Origin of the sequence: Micromonospora sp. NPDC093243 (assembly GCF_044753725.1) — a bacterium.
Taxonomy (GTDB): Bacteria; Actinomycetota; Actinomycetes; order Mycobacteriales; family Micromonosporaceae; genus Micromonospora.
This window is the reverse complement of the sequence record NZ_JBIVNT010000009.1, coordinates 83381-104063: the sequence shown is the minus strand read 5'-3', so window position 1 is coordinate 104063 and position 20683 is coordinate 83381. Positions and strand designations below refer to the sequence as shown.

At 72.4% G+C, this 20683-nt stretch carries 21 protein-coding genes; 10 read left to right on the top strand and 11 right to left on the bottom strand.

The genetic code is table 11. From position 1 onward, the window contains the following. Entirely contained in the window at positions 1–351 is a 351-nt protein-coding gene (locus ACIP9D_RS27470; protein ID WP_350874045.1) for a VOC family protein, read from the bottom strand. A gap of 215 nt (positions 352–566) precedes the next feature. Next, a complete protein-coding gene (gene ppdK / locus ACIP9D_RS27465) occupies positions 567–3302 on the bottom strand; it encodes a pyruvate, phosphate dikinase (protein WP_350874044.1) in 2736 nt (911 codons plus the stop codon). A gap of 312 nt (positions 3303–3614) precedes the next feature. Between ppdK and ACIP9D_RS27460 the strand changes: the two genes are divergently transcribed. Together ACIP9D_RS27460 and ACIP9D_RS27455 are read left to right on the top strand one after the other, a co-directional pair. Continuing rightward, positions 3615–5384 carry a beta-N-acetylhexosaminidase gene (locus ACIP9D_RS27460; RefSeq protein WP_400451182.1) on the top strand — a complete coding sequence of 590 codons (1770 nt, stop codon included), beginning with the start codon at positions 3615–3617 and terminating at the stop codon, positions 5382–5384. Between the two features lie 547 nt (positions 5385–5931). Beyond that, positions 5932–6591, top strand: coding sequence for a C39 family peptidase (locus ACIP9D_RS27455; protein WP_350874043.1), 660 nt, complete (start codon positions 5932–5934; stop codon positions 6589–6591). A 98-nt stretch (positions 6592–6689) separates the two neighbouring features. Here ACIP9D_RS27455 and dusB read toward each other — a convergent pair whose 3' ends face one another. The 7 genes from dusB to ACIP9D_RS27420 all read right to left on the bottom strand — a co-directional run bounded on the left by dusB (position 6690) and on the right by ACIP9D_RS27420 (position 13271). Then, entirely contained in the window at positions 6690–7862 is a 1173-nt protein-coding gene (dusB, locus tag ACIP9D_RS27450; protein WP_350874042.1) for a tRNA dihydrouridine synthase DusB, read from the bottom strand. A gap of 103 nt (positions 7863–7965) precedes the next feature. Further along, positions 7966–8796 carry a hypothetical protein gene (locus ACIP9D_RS27445; protein ID WP_350874041.1) on the bottom strand — a complete coding sequence of 277 codons (831 nt, stop codon included), beginning with the start codon at positions 8794–8796 and terminating at the stop codon, positions 7966–7968. Further along, a complete protein-coding gene (locus tag ACIP9D_RS27440) occupies positions 8789–9730 on the bottom strand; it encodes a hypothetical protein (protein WP_350874040.1) in 942 nt (313 codons plus the stop codon). The genes ACIP9D_RS27445 and ACIP9D_RS27440 overlap by 8 nt, the downstream gene beginning before the upstream one ends. A gap of 80 nt (positions 9731–9810) precedes the next feature. Further along, a complete protein-coding gene (locus tag ACIP9D_RS27435; RefSeq protein ID WP_350874039.1) occupies positions 9811–10653 on the bottom strand; it encodes a hypothetical protein in 843 nt (280 codons plus the stop codon). A gap of 188 nt (positions 10654–10841) precedes the next feature. Further along, a complete protein-coding gene (locus ACIP9D_RS27430; protein WP_350874038.1) occupies positions 10842–12221 on the bottom strand; it encodes a glycine--tRNA ligase in 1380 nt (459 codons plus the stop codon). Positions 12222–12335: 114 nt separating this feature from the next. Further along, positions 12336–12905 (bottom strand): hypothetical protein, encoded by a 570-nt coding sequence (locus ACIP9D_RS27425; RefSeq protein WP_350874037.1) that lies wholly within the window; start codon positions 12903–12905, stop codon positions 12336–12338. A 24-nt stretch (positions 12906–12929) separates the two neighbouring features. Next, positions 12930–13271, bottom strand: coding sequence for an antibiotic biosynthesis monooxygenase family protein (locus tag ACIP9D_RS27420; protein ID WP_350874036.1), 342 nt, complete (start codon positions 13269–13271; stop codon positions 12930–12932). A 27-nt stretch (positions 13272–13298) separates the two neighbouring features. Here ACIP9D_RS27420 and ACIP9D_RS27415 point away from each other — a divergent pair, with 27 nt between their 5' ends. From ACIP9D_RS27415 to ACIP9D_RS27380, 8 genes are all read left to right on the top strand, one after another. Further along, complete coding sequence (locus ACIP9D_RS27415; RefSeq protein WP_350874035.1) at positions 13299–13556, top strand: DUF6703 family protein; 258 nt, start codon at positions 13299–13301, stop codon at positions 13554–13556. Between the two features lie 54 nt (positions 13557–13610). Then, complete coding sequence (locus tag ACIP9D_RS27410; RefSeq protein WP_350874034.1) at positions 13611–14579, top strand: metal ABC transporter substrate-binding protein; 969 nt, start codon at positions 13611–13613, stop codon at positions 14577–14579. Continuing rightward, the gene (locus tag ACIP9D_RS27405; RefSeq protein ID WP_350874033.1) at positions 14576–15337 is read left to right on the top strand and encodes a metal ABC transporter ATP-binding protein; all 762 of its coding nucleotides are present in this window, start codon (positions 14576–14578) and stop codon (positions 15335–15337) included. Before ACIP9D_RS27410 ends, ACIP9D_RS27405 begins: the two co-directional genes overlap by 4 nt. A gap of 3 nt (positions 15338–15340) precedes the next feature. Continuing rightward, positions 15341–16207, top strand: a complete 867-nt coding sequence (locus ACIP9D_RS27400) for a metal ABC transporter permease (RefSeq protein ID WP_350874032.1) — start codon at positions 15341–15343, stop codon at positions 16205–16207. A 43-nt stretch (positions 16208–16250) separates the two neighbouring features. Continuing rightward, positions 16251–16550 carry a metalloregulator ArsR/SmtB family transcription factor gene (locus ACIP9D_RS27395; protein WP_350874031.1) on the top strand — a complete coding sequence of 100 codons (300 nt, stop codon included), beginning with the start codon at positions 16251–16253 and terminating at the stop codon, positions 16548–16550. A 28-nt stretch (positions 16551–16578) separates the two neighbouring features. Further along, positions 16579–16977, top strand: a complete 399-nt coding sequence (locus ACIP9D_RS27390; RefSeq protein ID WP_350874030.1) for a Fur family transcriptional regulator — start codon at positions 16579–16581, stop codon at positions 16975–16977. A gap of 76 nt (positions 16978–17053) precedes the next feature. Further along, positions 17054–17659: a hypothetical protein gene (locus tag ACIP9D_RS27385; RefSeq protein WP_350874029.1), complete on the top strand. Its 606-nt coding sequence runs from the start codon at positions 17054–17056 to the stop codon at positions 17657–17659. 9 nt (positions 17660–17668) lie between these two features. Continuing rightward, positions 17669–17836 (top strand): hypothetical protein, encoded by a 168-nt coding sequence (locus ACIP9D_RS27380; RefSeq protein ID WP_350874028.1) that lies wholly within the window; start codon positions 17669–17671, stop codon positions 17834–17836. A gap of 57 nt (positions 17837–17893) precedes the next feature. Here ACIP9D_RS27380 and ACIP9D_RS27375 read toward each other — a convergent pair whose 3' ends face one another. Both ACIP9D_RS27375 and ACIP9D_RS27370 read right to left on the bottom strand, forming a co-directional pair. Then, entirely contained in the window at positions 17894–19906 is a 2013-nt protein-coding gene (locus tag ACIP9D_RS27375; RefSeq protein ID WP_400451173.1) for an acyl-CoA dehydrogenase family protein, read from the bottom strand. A 116-nt stretch (positions 19907–20022) separates the two neighbouring features. After that, the gene (locus tag ACIP9D_RS27370) at positions 20023–20526 is read right to left on the bottom strand and encodes a DUF6328 family protein (RefSeq protein WP_350874027.1); all 504 of its coding nucleotides are present in this window, start codon (positions 20524–20526) and stop codon (positions 20023–20025) included. Positions 20527–20683: the final 157 nt, after the last annotated feature.

The following is a 20683-nucleotide window of genomic DNA, read 5'->3' as shown; positions in this document are numbered from 1 at the left end:
CTAGGCACGCTGCGACAGCACGCAGAACTCATTGCCCTCCGGGTCGGCGAGCACCGTCCACCCGGCGTCACCCTGGCCGATGTCGACGTGCCGGGCGCCCATGTCGACCAGCCGCTCGACCTCGGCCTCCTGGTCGCTCGGGCGCAGGTCGATGTGCAGTCGGTTCTTGGTCTCCTTGCCGCCGGTCGCCGGCACGAAGACGATGCCGGGCAGCCGCTGCGCCGACTGGCGGATCTCCACCTCGTCCGGCCGCTCGTTGACCACCTGGTAGCCGAGGGCCTCGGCCCACCAGCGGGCCAGCCGGGCCGGGTCGCGGGCGTCGACGGTCAGGTTCTCCCAGACGCTGGACATGCAGTCACCCTTCCGCATCGACGGGTACGAGCGAGCCAAGATTACGCCCGGACGGCCGTCCCGGCGCGCCGGCGACGGCTCCGGTACACGGCGCGGCGCGGCAGTGACGCCCCGCGACCGGCCGTCGATCGTGACGAGCAGCGGTGACCGGGATCGATCACGCGGGTACGCGCCGAGATGGGCGGCGGACCGTGCTCCGGCCCGCCGCCCCCCGGTCAGCGACTGTCCGAGCCGTCCGTCTCGACGACCGCCCGGCCCGCTTCCAGCCGAGCCACCGGCACCCGGAACGGCGAGCAGGAGACGTAGTCCAGCCCGACGGAGTGGAAGAAGTGCACCGAGTCGGGGTCGCCGCCGTGCTCGCCGCAGACGCCGAGCTTCAGCCCCGGCCGGGCCGCCCGACCCTCCTCGGCGGCGATCCGGACGAGCCGGCCGACGCCGTCGCGGTCGATCGACTCGAACGGCGAGATGCCGAAGATGCCCAGCTCCAGGTAGCGCCAGAAGAAGGCGCCCTCCACGTCGTCGCGGGAGAAGCCCCACGCCATCTGGGTCAGGTCGTTGGTGCCGAAGGAGAAGAACTCGGCCGCCTCGGCGATCTGCCCGGCGGTCAGCGCCGCCCGGGGCACCTCGATCATCGTGCCGATCAGCACCTCGACGCCGCTGTCCCCGACCACCTCGGCGATGATCTTCTCGGCCTCGGCACGTACCGTCTCCAGCTCCTGCACCGCGCCGACCAGTGGAACCATGATCTCCGGCTTGGCCACCGCGCCGCTGCGGGCGACCGTGACGGCCGCCTCGGCGATCGCCCGGACCTGCATCGCGAAGAGGCCGGGGATGACCAGACCCAGCCGGACGCCGCGCAGTCCGAGCATCGGGTTCTCCTCGTGCATCCGCCGCACGGCGGCGAGCAGCGCCTCCTCCTTGGCCACGTCCTCGCCGCGCTCCTGGGCGACCGCGACGTTGACCGCGAGCTGCTCCAGCGGGGGCAGGAACTCGTGCAGCGGCGGGTCGATCAGCCGGACGGTGACCGGCAGGCCGTCCATCTCCCGGAAGATCTCTTCGAAGTCGGCCCGCTGCAACGGCAGCAGCGCGGCCAGCGCCGCGTTCCGCTCGTCGTCGCTGCGGGCCAGGATCAGCCGCTCCACCAGCTCACGCCGGTCGCCGAGGAACATGTGCTCGGTGCGGCACAGCCCGATGCCCTCGGCGCCGAAACGCCGGGCGCGGGCCGCGTCCGCGCCGGTGTCGGCGTTCGTCCGGACCGCTAGCCGCCGGCGCTGGTCGGCGTGCGTCATGATTCGGTGTACGGCCCGGACCAGCGGATTGTCGACGTGTTCCGCATCGAGGCTGCCCTCGAAGTACTGCACCACCTCCGACGGCATCACCGGCACCTCGCCGAGGTAGACCTTGCCCGTGGTGCCGTCGATGGAGATCACGTCGCCCTCGTTGACGGTCTGCCCGGCGACGGTGAACCTGCGCTGCGGGACGTTCACGTCCAGCTCGTCCGCGCCGGAGACGCAGGTCTTGCCCATGCCCCGGGCCACCACGGCGGCGTGGCTGGTCTTGCCGCCCCGGGAGGTGAGGATGCCCTGGGCGGCGATCATGCCGTTGAGGTCGTCGGGGTTGGTCTCCCGGCGGACCAGGATCACCGACTCCCCAGCCCCGGCCAGCTCGACCGCCCGGGCGGAGCTGAAGACCACCTTGCCGGACGCGGCGCCCGGCGAGGCGCCGATGCCCTTGGCGACCGGCTCGAACTCGTGGTCGAGCCGGAACCTCGGGAACATCAGCTGGGCGAGCTGCGCGCCGTTGACCCGGTGCAGCGCCTCGTCGAGGTCGATCAGGCCCTCGTCCACGAGCTGCCCGGCGATCACGAAGGCCGCCGCCGCCGTGCGCTTGCCGACCCGGGTCTGCAACATCCAGAGCTTGCCGCGCTCGATGGTGAACTCGATGTCGCAGAGGTCCTTGTAGTGCTCCTCCAGCCGGGCCATGTAGCTCAGCAGCTCGTCGTAGGAGGTCTTGTCGATCCGCTCCAGCTCCTGCAACGGCACGGTGTTGCGGATGCCGGCGACCACGTCCTCGCCCTGGGCGTTGGCCAGGTAGTCGCCGTAGATGCCCTGCGCGCCGCTGGCCGGGTCGCGGGTGAAGGCGACCCCGGTGCCGGAGTCCGGGCCGAGGTTGCCGAAGACCATCGCCACCACGTTGACCGCGGTGCCCAGGTCGGCCGGGATCCGCTCCTGGCGGCGGTAGACCACCGCCCGCTCGGCGTTCCACGAGTCGAAGACCGCCCGGATCGCCAGGTCGAGCTGCTCTCGCGGGTCCTGCGGGAAGTCTCGCCCGGTGTGCTTGAGGAAGATCTTCTTGTACGCGTCGACCAACCCGCGCAGGTCGTCGGCGTCGAGGTCCAGGTCGTTCGACGTGCCCTTGGCGCGCTTGGCGTCGTCGAGCGCGTGCTCGAACTCGTCGCCCGGCACGTCGCAGACGGTCTTGCCGAACATCTGGATCAGCCGTCGGTACGAGTCCCAGGCGAACCGGTCCGCGCCGTCGGAGCCGGCCCGGTCGGCCGAGCTCCCGGCCTGTCGGGCGAGTCCGCGCACGCTGCGGTCGTTGAGGCCGACGTTGAGGACGGTCTCCATCATCCCGGGCATGGAGAACTTGGCACCGGAGCGGACGGAGACCAGCAGCGGATCATCGGGGTCGCCGAGGCGCTTGCCCATCCCGCGTTCCAGTGACTCCAGGTGCGCCTCGATCTGGCCGGCCAGCCCGTCCGGCTCCGCGCCGGTGGCGAGGTACGCCTTGCACGCCTCGGTGGTGATGGTGAAGCCGGGTGGAACGGGCAGGCCGAGATTGGTCATCTCGGCCAGGTTGGCGCCCTTGCCGCCGAGCAGGTCCTTGAGGTCCTTGTTGCCCTCGGTGAAGTCGTAGACGTACTTGTGCTCCGCCATCTCTTGCGCTGCCACCAGAGCCTCCCACGCGCGCCGGTCCGACACTTAACGAAGGTTCAGTTGCTCTCATACCCCGAGCCGCACCGCCGGTAATCCGGTGGTCGACGCCGATCGGTGGGCGAAGGTTAAGCGAACATCGGGTGACCTGGGACCGTTCGGTGACAATAGGCACAGCTATCACGACTATCCGTGTTCGTACCGGTTTTTGGGAACGCTTCCACGCGCAGGATCACGCAGTGCGGCCGTCCGCCGTACCCTTGACGGCACGCGTTTCGGTGAACCTCACCTTTGCCATAACAGCCGCGAATACACCCCGGAGTCGCCGCCGTGTCCCTGCCCAGCACCGCCCCGGAGCCGCTCGACCCGCCGACCGACCGCGCCGCCGGGCCGGCCGGCTCCGCCGTACCGTTGCCCAGGACGGCGACCGGTGCGGCGGCCGCCGAACTGGCCCGGGAGGCGAGCCGGTCCGCCGCGGAGCTGCTGGCCCCGCCCGCCCCGATCGGGCTGGGCGACGTGGTACCCGCACCGCAGCAGGTCCGGCCGGACCCCGCCGCCGACTTCGCGCTCACCGCCGACGCGGTGATCCGGGTCAGCGCCGACCCCGCCGCGCTCGCCGTCGCCGAGCAGCTCGCCGAGCTGCTCCGGCCGGCCACCGGCTATCCGCTGCCGGTCACCGACACGGCCCGGCCCGAGTCGACCGGCGGGATCGCGCTGGTACTGACCGGCGACGAGGCGCTCGGCGCCGAGGGCTACCGGCTCGACGTGACCCGCGACGGGGTACGGATCGCCGCGGCCGCTGCGACCGGGCTCTTCCACGGCGTGCAGACCCTGCGCCAGCTGCTGCCACCGGCGATCGAGAGCCGCACCCCGGCGGTCGAGCGCTGGGCGCTGCCCGGCGGGTCGATCGTCGACCGGCCGCGATTCGCCTACCGGGGCGCGATGCTCGACGTGGCCCGGCACTTCTTCGCCGTCCCCGACGTGCTCCGGGTGATCGACCACCTGGCCCGGTACAAGCTCAACCACCTGCACCTGCACCTCACCGACGACCAGGGTTGGCGGATCGCCGTCGACTCCTGGCCCCGGCTCGCCACCGTCGGCGGGGTCGGCGCGGTCGGCGACAGCCCGGGTGGGCACTACAGCCGGGCCGACTACCGGCGGATCGTCGCGTACGCCGCCGAGCGGCACGTCACCGTGGTGCCGGAGATCGACCTGCCCGGGCACACCAACGCGGCGCTGGTCGCCTATCCCGAGCTGGCGCCGGACGGGATCGCGCCCCCGCCGTACACCGGCACCGAGGTCGGCTTCAGCTACGTCGACCCGGCCAACGAGCGGACGTACGACTTCGTCGCCGACGTGCTCGGCGAACTGGCCGCGCTCACCCCCGGCCCGCTGCTGCACATCGGCGGCGACGAGGCCTTCAAGGTGAAGGGGGCGGCCTACACCGGCTTCGTCGAGCGGGTGCAGCGCATCGTGGCCGACACCGGGAAGACCGTGGTCGGCTGGCACCAGATCGCGCCCGCCGCGCACACCGACGGCCGGGTGCTCCAGTGGTGGGGCACGAACGGCGAGGACCCGGCCACGGTCGAGGCGGTAGGCCGCGGCGCGCGGCTGATCCTCTCCCCCGGCAACCACGCCTACCTGGACATGAAGTACGCCCCGGACACCCCGATCGGGCACGACTGGGCCGGGCTGATCGACGTACGCCGGGCGTACGAGTGGGATCCGGGCACCCACGTGACGGGCGTGCCGGCCGAGGCCGTGCTGGGCGTGGAGGCCCCGCTCTGGACCGAGTCGGTGACCACGCTGGCCGACATCGAACTTCTGCTCCTGCCCCGGCTGCCCGCCGTGGCCGAGCTGGGCTGGTCATCCCGGGACAGTCACGACTGGACCGGCTTCCGGGAGCGGCTGGCCGGGCACGGCCCGCGCTGGGCCACCGCCGGCATCACCTTCCACCCGTCGCCCGAGGTCCCCTGGCCGGCGGAACCGGTCACCCCGGCACCGGCGGACACCCCGCTCATCCCGGCCCAACCCGCCTCGGCGGACAATCCGCGCAATCCAGCCCAGCCCGCCTCCGGGGTCGTCGCCGATCCCCTCTGAGGCCGCCCGACCACGTGAACCAGCTGGGTGATCGACTCCAGCTCGCCGACCTGGCGGTATCCGGGCGACCGGGACACCGCACTTTCGGCGACCTCGAGTCGATCACCCCGAACACAACCCGCCGGCCCGGTCGTCGGGTCGGTCCCGACTGAGCCGGCTGTCCGGTTCGCGGGCTGCCGGCTGGGCGTGGTGCCCGCGTCTGGCCTCCCGTGTCCCGTGGTCGGGGCCACTCCGGCGGCGGAATCATGGCCGGGTCGGGGTCGTTGAACATGGGGTGCCGGGCGGCCTCGCCGCCGGCCCCGGGTCAAACCCCCGGCCGCCGGGAATGACCGGCCGGCCAGGTCGGTTGACTCCCCGGTACCACGCAACACCGGGCCCCTCGCCGGCGGAATGGCTGGCCGGGCCGCACGGTTACACCATCCCGGGACGCGCACCGAGCAGGTCGATCACGATCGCCGGGCGCCTCCCGCACGAATCCCCTTGCTCACCGGCACGTGCCCCCTGACCTGGCGCGTGTCGTGCACCCCCGAACAGAGAGGCACACATCATGCGTACCGATCTGATCCGCAAGACCGCTCTGACCGCTGCCGGGCTCGCCTTCACCGGCGGCGCCATCGCCGGGCCGGTGACCACCGCGTTCGCCGCCCCGAGCACCGACAAGCCCAACACCTCGGCGTCGCAGGGCGACCGCAAGCACGGTGAGCGGGAGCTGGGTGTGCGCTACGAGGCCCAGCCGAACTTCTTCTACTGCGGTCCGGCCGCCACCCGTAACGCTCTCTCGGTCCAGGGCAAGGACATCAACGTCGACGCCATGGCCAAGGAGATGGGCACCACGGAGGCCGGCACCAACTCCATCAACGACATCACCCCGGTGCTGAACAAGGAGACCGGTAAGGACGTGTACCGGAGCGTCGAGATCAGCACCCCGAAGGCCGACGACAAGCAGACCGACAAGCTGCGCGCTGACATCGTCCGCACCGTCGACGACGGTCGCGCGGTGGTCGCCAACATCGCCGGCACCGCCACCGACACTGATGGCAACACCCACTCCTTCGAGGGCGGGCACTACATCAGCGTCATCGGCTACCGCGACGGCGGCAAGGTCGTGACGATCGCCGACTCGGCCGATCCGAACATGGCCTCCTACCGGATGAGCGTGGACAACCTCGCCGACTGGATCGCCACCCGCGGCTACTCCGCCAACTGAGCCGGAGCAACCACAACCGACCGAAGGGCCGGCCCCCCACCGGGGCCGGCCCTTCGTCGTCTCTCCGTCACCCCGGACCCGGGCCGCCGGTCCGGGGGTCACCCGCCGGAGTCGGCCATCTCGGCGCCCTCGGGGACGGTGTCGTCGTCCCGGCTGGCCAGCCAACCCTCGGGCAGGAAGACCTTGCCGGGCGAGTTGGTCCGGCCACGCGGCTGGCCCAGGGCGGCGACCGGGAAGGGCTCGGTCGGGTCGAGCTTGCCGAGCAGGTCGTCCAGCTGGGTCAGGCTCTCGATCATCGCCAGCTCCCGGCGCAGCTCGCCGCCGACCGGGAAGCCCTTCAGATACCAGGCCACGTGCTTACGGAAGTCGGTGCAGCCGTCCCGCTCGCCCCGCTCCGGCGTCCGCGACCCGACGGTGAACTGCTCCACCAACAGCTCGGCGTGCCGGCGCATGGTCGCGGCGACCTCGCCGAGATTGGGTAGCCGGCGCTCCGGGCGTCCGTTGAACGCGGCCTCCAGGTCGGCGAAGAGCCACGGCCGACCGAGGCAGCCACGGCCGACCACCACCCCGTCCACGCCGGTGTGCGCGACCATCCGCAGCGCGTCGTCGGCCTCCCAGATGTCGCCGTTGCCCAGCACCGGCACGTCGAGCGCCTGCTTGAGGGTGGCGATGGCGTCCCAGTCGGCGGTGCCCGAGTAGCGCTGGGCGGCGGTCCGGCCGTGCAGGGCCACGGCGGCCACCCCGGCGTCCTGCGCGGCGAGCCCCGCCTCGACGTACGTCAGGTGGTCGTCGTCGATGCCCTTGCGCATCTTGACCGTGACCGGCACCCCGGCCGGCGACGCGGCGTCCACCGCGGCCTTCACCAGTCGAGCGAAGAGCCGGCGCCGCCACGGCAGGGCCGCGCCGCCGCCCCGGCGGGTCACCTTGGGCACCGGGCAGCCGAAGTTCAGGTCGATGTGGTCGGCGAGGTTCCGCTCCACCACGATCCGCACCGCGGCGGCGGTGGTCTCCGGGTTGGTGCCGTAGAGCTGGAGGCTGCGCGGCTGCTCCTGCTCGCCGAAGGCGATCATCCGCAGCGTCTTCGGGTTCCGCTCGACCAGCGCGACGGTGGTGATCATTTCGCAGACGTAGATGCCGCCGCCCTGCTCCCGGCAGAGCTGTCGGAAGCCGACGTTGGTGATGCCGGCCATCGGGGCGAGCACCACCGGCGGCCACACCTGGTACCGCCCGAGGGTGAGCGGGCGGAGCGCGGGAGCGGCGGGACTGGTCACGTACCCAAGAATCCCACGCCGGCCCCGTCGGGCCACCGGCCGGTGGCCGGTCGCCGCCGTCGGGGTGAGCGAACTCGCACCGCGACGGCGACCGGCGTACCGGTCAGAAGGTGGCCGGCGCCGAGAGGATCAGGCCGGAGACGTCCACGATCACCGACGTGGCGCTGCTCACGTGCAGGGCGAAGGCAAGCGCGTTGCCGTTGTAGCTGCCGAGCTGCACCTCGACCAGGTTGGAGAGGATCTGGTTCGGCCCCCACCAGTTCAGCGAGGAGCTGACCGGCTTGCTGATCGACGAGCTGTACGCGGTCAGCACCCCGGCGGCGACGGTGCCCGCCACGGTGATGTTCAGGTACGCCGCGGTCGCCTTCTCGGCGAGCGCCGGCGGCACGTTCTTCACCGTCAGGTGGATGACCTTGCCGGCGCCGAGCTTGCCCGAGGTCACCACGCTGGTGGCGCTCACCACGTTGCCGGTGTAGCTGGCGATCGACCGGGTGTCCAGGATCCGCCGCGGCGCCACGGCCACCGTCCGGTTGGCCCACCGGGAGGTGTTCACGTACGCCTTGGTGTTGCCCCGACCGCCGATCACCAGGTCACCGGCGGGGGTGACCGCCAGCGACCCGGTGGGCAGCTCCTGCGGGATGCTCGCGTCGGGAGTCGGGGCGAGCACCAGCGGCGGCCGCCCGCCGGTGGCGGTCAGCGCCAGCGCCGGGTTGGCCGACGACCCGCCGGTCAGCACGGTCTCGGTGGCGCCGGCGTCGTTGGTCTGCCCGATCAGCACCGGGTCGCCGGGTGCCGCGCTGGCCGGGGTGGCGACCACCACGGCCGCGCCCACACCGGCGCCGGCGACCACGCCGGCCTTGATGATCCGACGCCGGGTCGGCGCGGGGGTCTCCTCGGCGGTCATGCTGCTCTCCTCGGTTCCGTGGTCACGCACCGGCCCGCACCTCCCGGCCGTCCCGCTCGGCGTTGGCCTTGATCTCCCGGGCCCGCACCTCGGTGCTGCCCGACTCCGCGGCGAGCGACATCCGGGCACTGCTCCGGGTGCCGTTGATCACCGCGGAGTCCGGGTGCCACACCAGCAGGCCGGTCACGTCGAGGATCACCGCGGTCGCGCTCTTCTGCACGTAGATGGCCACCACGTCGGGGTAGTAGTCGCCGTTCGCCGTCTGGTAGTCGCCGAGCTGGGTGATCACGCCGTTGGAGAGCAACTGCCCGGCGCTCCACCAGTTGATGGTGGACGCGTTCGGCAGGTCGCCCCGGCCGAAGACGGTCGCGAAGCCACCCTTCTCGGTGTTGGCCACGGTGATGTTGCCGAGCATGCCGTCGGCGTACTCCGCGATGCCCCCCAGGTGAACCACCAGGAAGGAGTCGGCGACGACCCGGCCCTGGGCGTCGACCCGACCGGCGCCCTCGAGCAGCCGGGCCCGGCCGGCCGCGTTGCGGGTGTCCAGGATCCGGGTCGGCGGGACCGGGACAAGCATGGTCGCGTTGGCGGTGGTCAGCACGTCGTAGCGGGCGAGCGTGCCGGAGGAGCCGGTCGCGCCGGAGACCCCCAGGCCGTTCCTGGTCGACCAGAGGGAGCCGGGCAGCGTCGGCGTCGTGGACGTGCCGCGCTTCAGCTCCACGGTCGCACCGGTGCTGTTCTTCACCGCCAGGGTGGCGGCGCCGCCCGGCGCGGTGCTGGTCACGGTGGTGGTGCCACCGGAGTTGGGCAGGCCCAGCGCCACCGGGTCGCCGGGGGCGGCGACGGCCGGCGTGGCGTTGACCGCGGTCACCGCGGTGGCGGCGACCGCGGCGCCGCCGGTGACGGCGGCCTTGCGCAGGAGGCTGCGCCGCGACGCGGAGCGGTCGGGTTCGGACGAACTCATCTCATTCCCCCGTTGGGTGGGTTGACGGTCTACGGCGGGCGGGCCGGACGGCGGCGGGTGAGCGCCGGCCGTCCCGGCGGCTACGCGCCACCGCCGAGCAGGACCTGGCTCGGGTGGCCGACCAGCAGGCTGGTCATGTCGACGATCACATGCGTCGGCGAGGAGGTCGCCTGGATCGTGAGGACGCTCCGGTAGACCCCGCTCGCGCCCAGCTCGGTGAAGAGGAAGTTGGAGAGGATGGTGCCGGCGGTCGACCAGTTCACCGTCGACGCGGTCGGCTTGGTGCCCGCGCCCCAGACGGTGAGCACGCCCGCGCCCGTCATCCCGACCACGGTGACGTTGCCCTTGATCGCGTAGCCGTCCCGGACGTACGAGTCGAGGCTCAGCACGATCGGCTTGCCCGGCAGGAGCCGGCCGGTGGAGTCCAGGGGGTTGTCCGCGCCGCCGACGATCAGGCGCCGCAGGTTCGGATCACGGGTGTCCAGCACCCGGGTGGGCGGCACGGCGACCGAGGTGGTCGCCCACTCGCTGGTCCAGGCCCAGCCGTTGACGCCGTTGTCGCCGCTGTCCGCGCCGGCCCGGACGAACAGGTCGCCCATGTCGTCGACGGCGAGCGTGCCCACCTCGGACTCGAGCACCTGCGGGTAGAGACTCTCACCGGGCACCAGCCGCAGCGGCGCGCCGGCCCCGTTGGTCAGCACCAGCGGAGTGTCGGTGTGGGTGAGGCCGGTGGTCGCCGGGCCGGCGTCGTTCGCCGTACCCATGACCAGGTTGTCGCCCGGGGCGGCCTGGGCCGCGGCGGGCATCCCGACGGCTGCGGCGACCCCGGCGCCGGCCGTGGTGGCGGCGACCGTCGCCGCGCGGCGCAGCAGGCGCCGCCGGTTCGGGTCGTGGTCGTGGTCCTGTTGCGACGCGCGCGTCATGCACACCCCCGTGACGAGATTCAACGCCGGGAATGCTCGCACGAGATCACGAACGACTCAACAGCCGGCCGGCGACGGCGCCCCACCTGCGGTCCGATTGGCCGGGCTCGCCCAAGTATCCGAGCCGAGACCTGGCCGGAAAGCCGACGGCCCCGCCGGAGGGCGGGGCCGTCGGGTGGGACCGGTCGTCAGCAGCCGGGCAGCCGCTCGATGAGGTAACGCTCGACCTGGTCGAGGGAGACCCGCTCCTGCGCCATGGTGTCGCGGTTGCGCACCGTCACCGCGTTGTCGTCGAGGGTGTCGAAGTCGACGGTCACGCAGAACGGGGTGCCGATCTCGTCCTGTCGCCGGTAGCGGCGGCCGATCGCCTGCGAGTCGTCGAACTCCACCACCCAGCGCTTGCGCAGGGTGGCCGCCAGGTCCTTGGCCTTCGGCGAGAGAGCCTCGTTACGCGACAGCGGCAGCACCGCCACCTTCACCGGGGCCAGCCGCGGGTCGAAGCGCATGACCGTGCGCTTGTCCACGCCGCCCTTGGTGTTCGGCGCCTCGTCCTCGTCGTACGCCTCCAGCAGGAAGGCGAGCACCGCCCGGGTCAGGCCGGCCGCCGGCTCGATGACGTACGGCATCCAGCGCTCGCCCTTGGCCTGGTCGAAGTAGGACAGGTCGACGCCGGAGTGCTTGCTGTGCGTGGAGAGGTCGAAGTCGGTCCGGTTGGCGATGCCCTCCAGCTCGGCGAACTCGGTGCCGCCGAACTGGAAGCGGTACTCGATGTCCACCGTCCGCTTCGAGTAGTGGGACAGCTTCTCCTTCGGGTGCTCGAAGAGGCGCAGGTTGTCGGCGGAGAGGCCGAGGTCGAGGTACCAGTTCCAGCGCTCCTGGAGCCAGTACTCGTGCCACTGCTCGTCCGAGCCCGGCTCGACGAAGAACTCCATCTCCATCTGCTCGAACTCGCGGGTCCGGAAGATGAAGTTGCCCGGGGTGATCTCGTTGCGGAACGACTTGCCGGTCTGCGCGATGCCGAACGGCGGCTTCTTGCGGGCCACCGTCTCGACGTTCTTGTAGTTGACGAAGATGCCCTGGGCGGTCTCCGGGCGCAGGTAGTGCAGCCCCTCGTCGCTCTCCACCGGGCCGAGGTAGGTCTTCATCAGGCCGTTGAACATCTTCGGCTCGGTGAAGGTGCCCTTGTTGCCGCAGTTCGGGCAGTTCAGCTCCGACAGCGAGGTCAGCGGCTTGCCGTGCTTCTCGGCGTACGCCTCCTCGAGGTGGTCGGCGCGGAACCGCTTGTGGCAGAACTGGCACTCGGTCAGCGGGTCGACGAACTCGGCGATGTGGCCGGAGGCCTCCCAGACCTTGCGGGCCAGGATCACCGCGGAGTCCAGGCCGACGACGTCGTCGCGCTGCTGGACCATGGTCTTCCACCACTGCCGGCGGACGTTCTCCTTGAGCTCCACGCCGAGCGGACCGTAGTCCCACGCCGACCGGGTGCCTCCGTAGATCTCGCTGGAGGGGAAGACGAAGCCTCGGCGCTTGGCGAGGCTGACAACGGCGTCGATACGGTCGGCTGGCATGTTTCCTCCTACGCCGGCTGGCGGTCGGCGGGGACGTGATGGGGACGGAACGAACAGTTCGGGACAACGGTACGACCAGCAGCGCCCCGGGCCCAGCAGAATACCGGGGGCGGGTCAGTTGATCCCGCACACCTCCATGCCACCGTTCTGCTGGTCCTGGCCGAGGATGACCTGCTGCCGCTCGTGCTGGCCGCCCTCCAGCGTCACGTCCACCGGCACGGTCAGGTTGTTGGTGTCCACCTCGCCCACCCGGTACCCGGCCACCTGCGGCTCCGCGGCCACCCGTCGCTCGAACTCCGGCCGCGACTCGCGCCGCTGCGCGTCGTCGCAGAGCTGGTCGTACGCCTCGCCGTAGTTCCGGTCGACCAGCGCCTGGTAGTAGTCGGTGGAGACCGTCCGGCCCTGCTCGCGGACCGCCTGCACCCCGCTGACCGCCAGGCCGACCACGGCTGCCCCGCCCCCGCCGCAGCAGAGCACCAGCGCGAGCGCGCCGACCCCGAGACCCAGCCAGAGGCGGGCCCGCCGCCCCTCGGTGGGTGGCGCGGCGAAGGGCGGCGACACACCCGGGCCGGGCGGCGGGGCGGGGGCTCCCGCCGGGATGTCCGGCGTGGCGGGCGGCTGCCCGCCCTCCGACCCGGTCGGCGCGGGGTACGGCGGTGGGGCTGCCGGTCCGGGAGCGGTCATACGAGCAGGGTAGTGCCCGACGGCTCAGCGGTAAGGACCAGCGGCCCGATCACTGGCGGAGATCACGACCGCCCCGCCCGGGGCGGCGGTGGCCAGCGCCTCGTACACGGACGGCTCGTCGACCGACTCGGCGAGCAGTGGGACGGCGCTCACCTTGACCTCGAAGCCGCCGAGCGCCCGACGGTAGGCCCCGACCGACTCCCACTCGGTGACCAGGCACCAGTGCCGGGGGTCGTCCAGCGCCCGGACCAGCTGGCCGCGCAGGTATCCGGGGCGGTCGGCCAGCGCGGTGAGGGCGGCGTGCGCCCGCTCGGTGAAGTCGTCCGCGACATCGACCTCGACCACGAACCGGTTGGTCACCAGCACCGGGTTCCTCCTCGTAGAGTCTGTGGGATGCAGCGTACGCAGAGCCCCCTGCTGGCCCGGTTGGCCCGGGCGAACCCGACGTCGGTGTTCCTGGTCACCCTCCTGCTGGTGCTGGTGGCCCTCTTCACCCCCGGCCCGGTCGGCGCGGTGCTGCTGCTGGCACTGGCCGCGGCCCTGGTCGCGCTGCTGTCGACCACCTGGTCGGTGCAGGCGCCGCAGACCCGGGTGGTGCGGCTGCTGATGCTGACCCTGCTGGTGACGGCGGCCCTGGCGAAGCTGCTCTGACATGCAATCATGCGTTTTTGACAATCATTGTCGTTACGACGGACAGTTGGCGACATGAACAACCGCACCGCTTCGCGCGTCCTGGCCGCCGCCACCACCGCCCTGCTCACCCTGGGCGGAGTCGCCGCCTGCTCCACCGACGGCCCGGCCGGCGCCGACCCGCAGCGGGTCGACGTGGTGGCCGCCTTCTACCCCCTCCAGTTCATCGCCGAGCGGATCGGCGGGGACGCGGTCAAGGTCACCAACCTGGTCAAGCCGGGCGCCGAGCCGCACGACCTGGAGCTCAGCCCCGGCCAGGTCGGCGAGGTCAGCCAGGCCGAGCTGATCGTCTACCTCAAGGGCTTCCAGCCGGCGGTGGACGAGGCGGTCGAGCAGAACGCGGCCGACCGCGCCTTCGACGTGGCCGCGGTCCAGCCGCTGCGGGACGCCGCCGCCGGCGCCCACGAGCACGAGGGCGAGGGGGCCGGGGCGACGGAGGAGCCGGCCCACGAGGAGGAGAGCGGCGGCAAGGACCCGCACCTCTGGCTCGACCCGACCCGGCTCGCCACCGTGGCGGACCAGCTCGCCGAGCGGCTGGGCAAGGTCGACCCGGACCGGGCCGCCGACTTCACCAGCCGCGCCCGGGCGCTCCACGCCGACCTGGAGAAGCTGGACGGCGAGTTCGCCGCCGGGCTGACCACCTGCCAGCGGCGGGAGATCGTGACCAGCCACACCGCGTTCGGCTACCTCGCCGAGCGCTACCGGCTCGAGCAGGTCGGCATCACCGGGCTCAGCCCGGACGTCGAGCCCTCCCCGCAGCGGCTCGCCGAGGTGATCGAGGAGGCCCGGGAGCACAAGGCCACCACGATCTTCTTCGAGACGCTGGTCAGCCCGAAGGTGGCCGAGACCATCGCCGGTCAGGTCGGCGCGCAAACCGCGGTGCTGGACCCGATCGAAGGGCTCGCCGATGGCAGCGGCTCGGACTACCTTTCGGTCATGCGTACCAACCTCCAGACGCTGCGAACGGCACTGGGCTGCTCGTGAAACCACCGGTGATCACCGTCGAGCACGGGGCGGTCGGCTATGACGGCCGCCCCGTGCTCCGCGACGTCTCGCTGCGGGTGACCGCCGGCGAGGTGGTCGCCGTCCTCGGCGCCAACGGTTCGGGCAAGTCCACCCTGGTCCGGGCCGTACTCGGCCTGGTGCCGCTGACCGGTGGGTCGGTCACGCTCTTCGACCGCCCGCTGCGCCGGTTCCGGCAGTGGGAGCGGGTCGGTTACGTCCCGCAGCGCCTCGGCGCCGGTGGCGGCGTACCGGCCACCGTCCGGGAGGTGGTGGCCTCCGGCCGGCTCGCCCGACGCGGGTTCCTCCGACCGCCCGGCGCCGCCGACCGGGCGGCGGTCGACCTGGCGCTGCGCGCGGTCGGGCTCGCCGACCGGGCCGGCGACCCCGTCGCCACCCTCTCCGGCGGGCAGCAGCAGCGCACGCTGATCGCCCGGGCGCTGGCCGGCCGACCCGAGCTGCTGGTGCTCGACGAGCCGACCGCCGGGGTGGACGCGGCCAGCCAGGAGGCGTTCGCCGGGGCGCTGCGCGAGTTCGTCGCCGACGGCGGCACGGTGCTGCTGGTGGCGCACGAGCTGGGGCCGCTGCGGCCGGTGATCAGCCGAGCGATCGTCGTCCACGAGGGCGGCATCTGCCACGACGGCTCGGTGCCGGAGCCGGCCGGCCACCACGCCGAGCCCGACCACGACCACGTGCACCCGCACTGTCCCGACGAGCCCGCCCGGCTCTGGAGCATCTGACCCATGGAACTCTTCCAGTACCCGTACATGCAGCGCGCCCTGATCGGTGCGCTGATCATCGGTCTGGCAGCCCCGGCGCTCGGCATCTACCTGGTGCAGCGCCGGCTGGCGCTGATCGGCGACGGGGTCGGGCACGTGGCGCTGACCGGCGTCGGCGCCGGGCTGCTGCTGAACCGCTCTCCGGTGCTCGTCGCGGTGATCGTGGCCACCCTCGGCGCGATCGGCATCGAGCTGGTCCGCTCTCGCGGGCGGACCTCCGGCGATCTGGCTCTGGCGTTGCTCTTCTACGGCGGCATCGCCGGCGGCGTGATGCTGGTCGGGCTCTCCGACAGCACCAGCAGCAACCTCAACGCGTATCTCTTCGGGTCGCTCACCACCATCTCGCCGGCCGATCTGACCACGATCGCGGTGCTCGGCGCGGCGATCCTGGTGACCATGATCGCGCTGCGCCCGGCGCTCTTCGCGGTCAGCCACGACGAGGAGTACGCCCGGGTCTCCGGCCTGCCGGTGCGCACGCTGAACATGCTGATCGCGGTCGCCACGGCGGTCACCGTGACCATCGCCATGCGGGCGGTCGGCGTGCTGCTGATCAGCGCGCTGATGGTGGTCCCGGTGGCCACCGCGCAGCAGGTCACCCGGGGCTTCCGCAGCACCATGACGGCGGCGATGGCGCTCGGGCTCTTCGCCGCGGGCTCGGGCGTCTGGGTCGCGGCCAACGCCGACACCGCCCCCGGCGCCTCGGTGGTGCTGATGGCGATCGCCTCGTTCCTGGTGGTCGCGCTGGCCGCCGGGGCCTGGCGGGTGCTGCGCCGCCGCACGACGCCGACGGCCGTGCCGGCGCCCGAGCCGCACGAGGTCGTGCTCCGCTGATGCTGGTCGCCGCGACGCCAGCGGTATTGGTTACCGTTACAGGGTGAGCGGCGGATCCGGCTACGACGGCTTCGAGGGTGCCGGCGAGTTGCTACGTGCCTTGTCGGCCCCGATCCGGCTGGCCATCGTCAGCGAACTCGCCCACGGGGAACGGTGCGTGCACGAGCTGGTGGAGAAGCTCGGCGCGGCCCAGCCGCTGGTCTCCCAACACCTGCGGGTGCTGCGCGGCGCCGGTGTGGTCCGCGGCGCCCGCCGCGGACGGGAGATCGCCTACACCCTGGTCGACGAGCACGTCGCGCACATCGTCGCGGATGCGGTGAGTCACGCCGGCGAGGGATCATGAAACAGCGACCGGTCGAAGGGGGTGCCCCGTGAGCGAGAACGCAACCGCCGTCCGCAACACGCGCCAGCGCAGCGCGGTCAGCGCGCTGCTCGTCGAGGTGGAGGGGTTCCACAGCGCGCAGGAGCTGCACGCGATGCTCCGGGCCCGGGGCGAGCGGGTCGGCCTGACGACGGTCTACCGGACGCTGCAGGGGCTGGCCGACGCCGGCGAGATCGACGTGATGCGCCCGCCCGGCGGTGAGCACCTCTATCGCCGGTGCAGCGAGGGGCACCACCACCATCTGGTCTGCCGGGCCTGCGGCCGGACCGTGGAGGTGGCCGGGCCGACGGTGGAGAGCTGGGCGGAGCGGGTGGCCGCGCAGCACGGCTACGCCGACGTCAGCCACACCCTGGAGATCTTCGGCACCTGCCCGGCCTGCGCCCAATGACGCCGCGGCCCACGGGCGGCGTCGACCCGGCCGGCGGCGGATGCCGGGCTCGGCCGTTCGTGGCACGCTGTCCGGCGTGAAGATCTACGCCGATCGTTTCCCGACCGCCGTCCGTCAGCTCCTCACCGACCTGCTCGTCGTCGCCTGGGTGTACGGGGCGATCCGCGGCGCGCTGTGGCTGCACGACCTGGTCCAGAAGCTCGCCGTCCCCGGCCAGAAGCTGGAGGGGGCCGGCGGCGGGCTCGCCGACAACCTGGCCGACGCCGGCGGCAAGGTCGGCCGGGTGCCGTTGGTGGGTGACGAGCTGACCGCGCCCTTCGAGCGGGCGGCCGACGCCGCCCGGTCGCTCGCCGAGGCCGGCCGGGACCAGCAGCAGCTGGTCGACCAGCTGGCCCTGGCGCTCGCCGTCGCCGTGCTGATCTTCCCGCTCGGCCTGGTGCTCTTCGGCTGGCTCCCGCTGCGGCTGCGCTGGATGCGCCGTGCCGGGTCGGCCGCGAAGCTGGCCGCCGCGCCGGCCGGCCGGGACCTGCTCGCCCTGCGCGCACTGGCCACCCAGCCGCTGGGTCGGCTGACCCGGATCGGGCCCGACGTCGCCGAGGCGTGGCGTCGCGGCGACGACGACATCGTCGACGCGCTCGCCGCACTGGAGCTGCGCCAACTGGGTCTCAGGGACGGCCGCTAAGGTCTTCGGGTGTTCTACTTCCTGGTCGTGATCGCCGTCCTGCTGCTCGGCTATGCCGGCGTACTGGTCAACTTCGTCCGCAAGGGGCGGAAGATCCCGCCAGGGGCGTACCTGGGTCTCGCCGCGCTCAACGGCGTGATCCTGGCCGCGATCCTGGCCTGGGCGATCGCCCGCTGAGCTGACGCCCGCCCAGGTCCCGGCGCCCGACGGCCACCGCCGCCGACCGCCGGGCGGTCACTGCGGCGGCGGGATCCGGCGGCGGACGTCGGCCGCGGTGGACGGGCCGGGCGACCACGGGGCCACCCAGGGGGCGTCCGTCGGCGGGGTGACCACACCCTCCTCCAGGGCCGCGTACCGGCCGGCGAGGATGCGCTTGGCGGCCGCCACGTCCACCGAGTCGGTGTTCTCCCAGAGCGCGGTGAAGAGCGCGTCGACCCGGACCCGGGCCTGCCGGCAGAACAGGTCGGCCAGCTCGAGATTCTCCGGCCGGACGTCCCGCTCGGCGTGCGCCCGCACACACACGGCGGACATCGCGAACAGCTCCGCGCCGATGTCCACCACCCGGCCCAGGAACGCCTGCTTGCGCTCCATCTTTCCCTGCCACCGGGACATCGCGTAGAAGGTCGACCGGGCCAGCTTGCGCGAGGCACGCTCCACCTGCCGCAGGTGGCCGGCGAGCGGCCCGAACTCGCCGTACGCCGTTGGCCGCTGGCCACGACCGACGGCGAGGGTGGGCAGCCACCTGGCGTAGAACGCGCCGGCCCGGGCGCCCGCCTTGGCCTTGCGGCCGAGGCCGGCGTCCGGGTCGATGATGTCCCCGGCGACCGACAGGTGCGCGTCGACCGCCTCCCGGGCGATCAGCAGATGCATGATCTCGGTGGAACCCTCGAAGATCCGGTTGATCCGCAGGTCGCGCAGCAGCTGCTCGACGGCGGCCGGCCGCTCGCCCCGGGCCGCCAGCGAATCCGCAGTCTCGTAGCCACGACCGCCACGGATCTGGATCAGGTCGTCGGCGATCCGCCAGGCCATCTCGCTGGCGTAGAGCTTGACCAGCGCGGCCTCGATCCGGATGTCGTTGCGGTCGTCGTCGGCGAGCAGGCAGCAGAGATCCAGCATGGTCTCCATGCCGTACGTCGTGGCGGCCATGAAGGCGAGCTTCTGGGCGACCGCCTCGTGCTCGCCGACCGCCCGGCCCCACTGCACCCGGTCGGCGGACCACTCCCGGGCCACGTTCAACGCCCACTTGCCGGCGCCGACGCACATCGCCGGCAGCGACAGCCGGCCGGTGTTCAGCGTGGTCAGGGCGATCTTCAGCCCCTTGCCCTCGCCGCCGATGACGTTCTCCTTCGGGACGAAGACGTCGTGGAACCGGGTGAGGCTGTTCTCCAGACCGCGCAGGCCGATGAAGGCGTTGCGCCGCTCCACGGTGATGCCCTCGGCGTCGCCCTCCACGACGAACGCGGTGATCCCGCCGCGACGGCCCTCGGCGGCCGGCACCCGGGCCATCACCACCAGCAGGGTGGCCACCGTGCCGTTGGTGGCCCAGAGCTTGACCCCGTTTAGCCGGTAGCCGGTGCCGTCCTCGCTCGGCTCGGCCGTGGTGGCCAGCCGGGCCGGATCGGAGCCGACGTCCGGCTCGGTGAGCAGAAAGGCGGAGACCTCGCCGGCGGCCAGCCGGGGCAGGAAGAGCTGCTTCTGCTCGGCGGTGCCGAACATCTTGAGCGGCTGCGGCACGCCGATGGACTGGTGCGCCGAGAGCAGCGCGCCGATGGCCGGGCTGATCGAGCCGGCCAGCATCAACGCCCGGCAGTACTGCAGGTTGCTCAGCCCGAGCCCGCCGTACGAGCGGTCGATCTTCATGCCGAACGCGCCGAGCCGGGCCAGCCCGTGAAACACCTCGTCGGGAATGTGGGCGTCCCGCTCGATCGTGGCGCCGTCCACCTCGGTGGTGAGGAACGCCCGGAGCTGGTCGAGGAACTCCTCGGCCCGGGCGTCGTCCGCCGGGTCGGAGCGCGGCCAGGGATCGATCAGGTCGAGCCGGAACCGGCCGAGGAAAAGCTCCTTGCCGAAACTGGGGCGGTCCCAGGTGGACTGCCGGGCCGCCTCGGCGACCTGGCGCGCCTCCTTCTCGGAGACCTGCCCCGCCTCGACCGGCAACGCGGCGGCGACGCCGCCGCTGGTGTCGGGCCGCTCCGGGACGGCGCCGGGCTCGTCCGGCACGGGTCGGCTGTTCTGCGTCGTGGTCACGGCTGCCCCCTCGAACCTCGGTCCGGCGCGTCAACGGTGCTCGACAAATGCCACGCTACCCCCGGGTGTTACCCAGGGGTAGCGGCCTGTAAAGATCGAGATTCGGCGATCGCCGGTCAGTCGCCGGTGACCGTGTGCGGGTCGTCGTCATCGTCGTCGATGTCGTCGTCACCCCAGTTGCGGCGGGCGAACGGCAGCAGCACCCAGAAGACGAGGAACCAGACCCCGGTCACCGCGCTGAGCACGAACGCGATCGGACGGTCCAGCACGAAGTCGGTGATCAGCAGCACCGCGCTGACCATGGCGATCAGCATGAAGGCGAGCCCGCCGGTGGCCATCCGGTGGGCGAAGCGGACCAGCTCCGGCTTGCGCCCCTGGCGGAACAGCGCCCGGTGGAACGCCACCGGCGAGATGATCAACGCGGTGGCGGCCGCCGCGGCCAGCAGCGAGACCACGTAGACGTCCCGCTGGAACGCGGTCGTCCTGGTGAAGCCGTTGCTGAACGGCAGGGTCAGCAGGAACGCGAAGAGGATCTGCACCCCGGTCTGTGCGACCCGGAGCTCCTGGAGCAGGTCGGCGAAGTTGCGCTGCCAACGCTGCTTCTCGGTTTCCTTCGACACGCGCTACCTCCGGTCAGACGCTACTGCCGGCGGGGCCCGCCGCCGGCAGCAACGCCAATGCCCGATCACGCAATCCACGAAACCAGCTCATGATCGACCCCGCTCGAGGTCGCCGCCCGCGCCGCAAGCCCGTCGGAGACGGTCAGGAGCGCGCTCG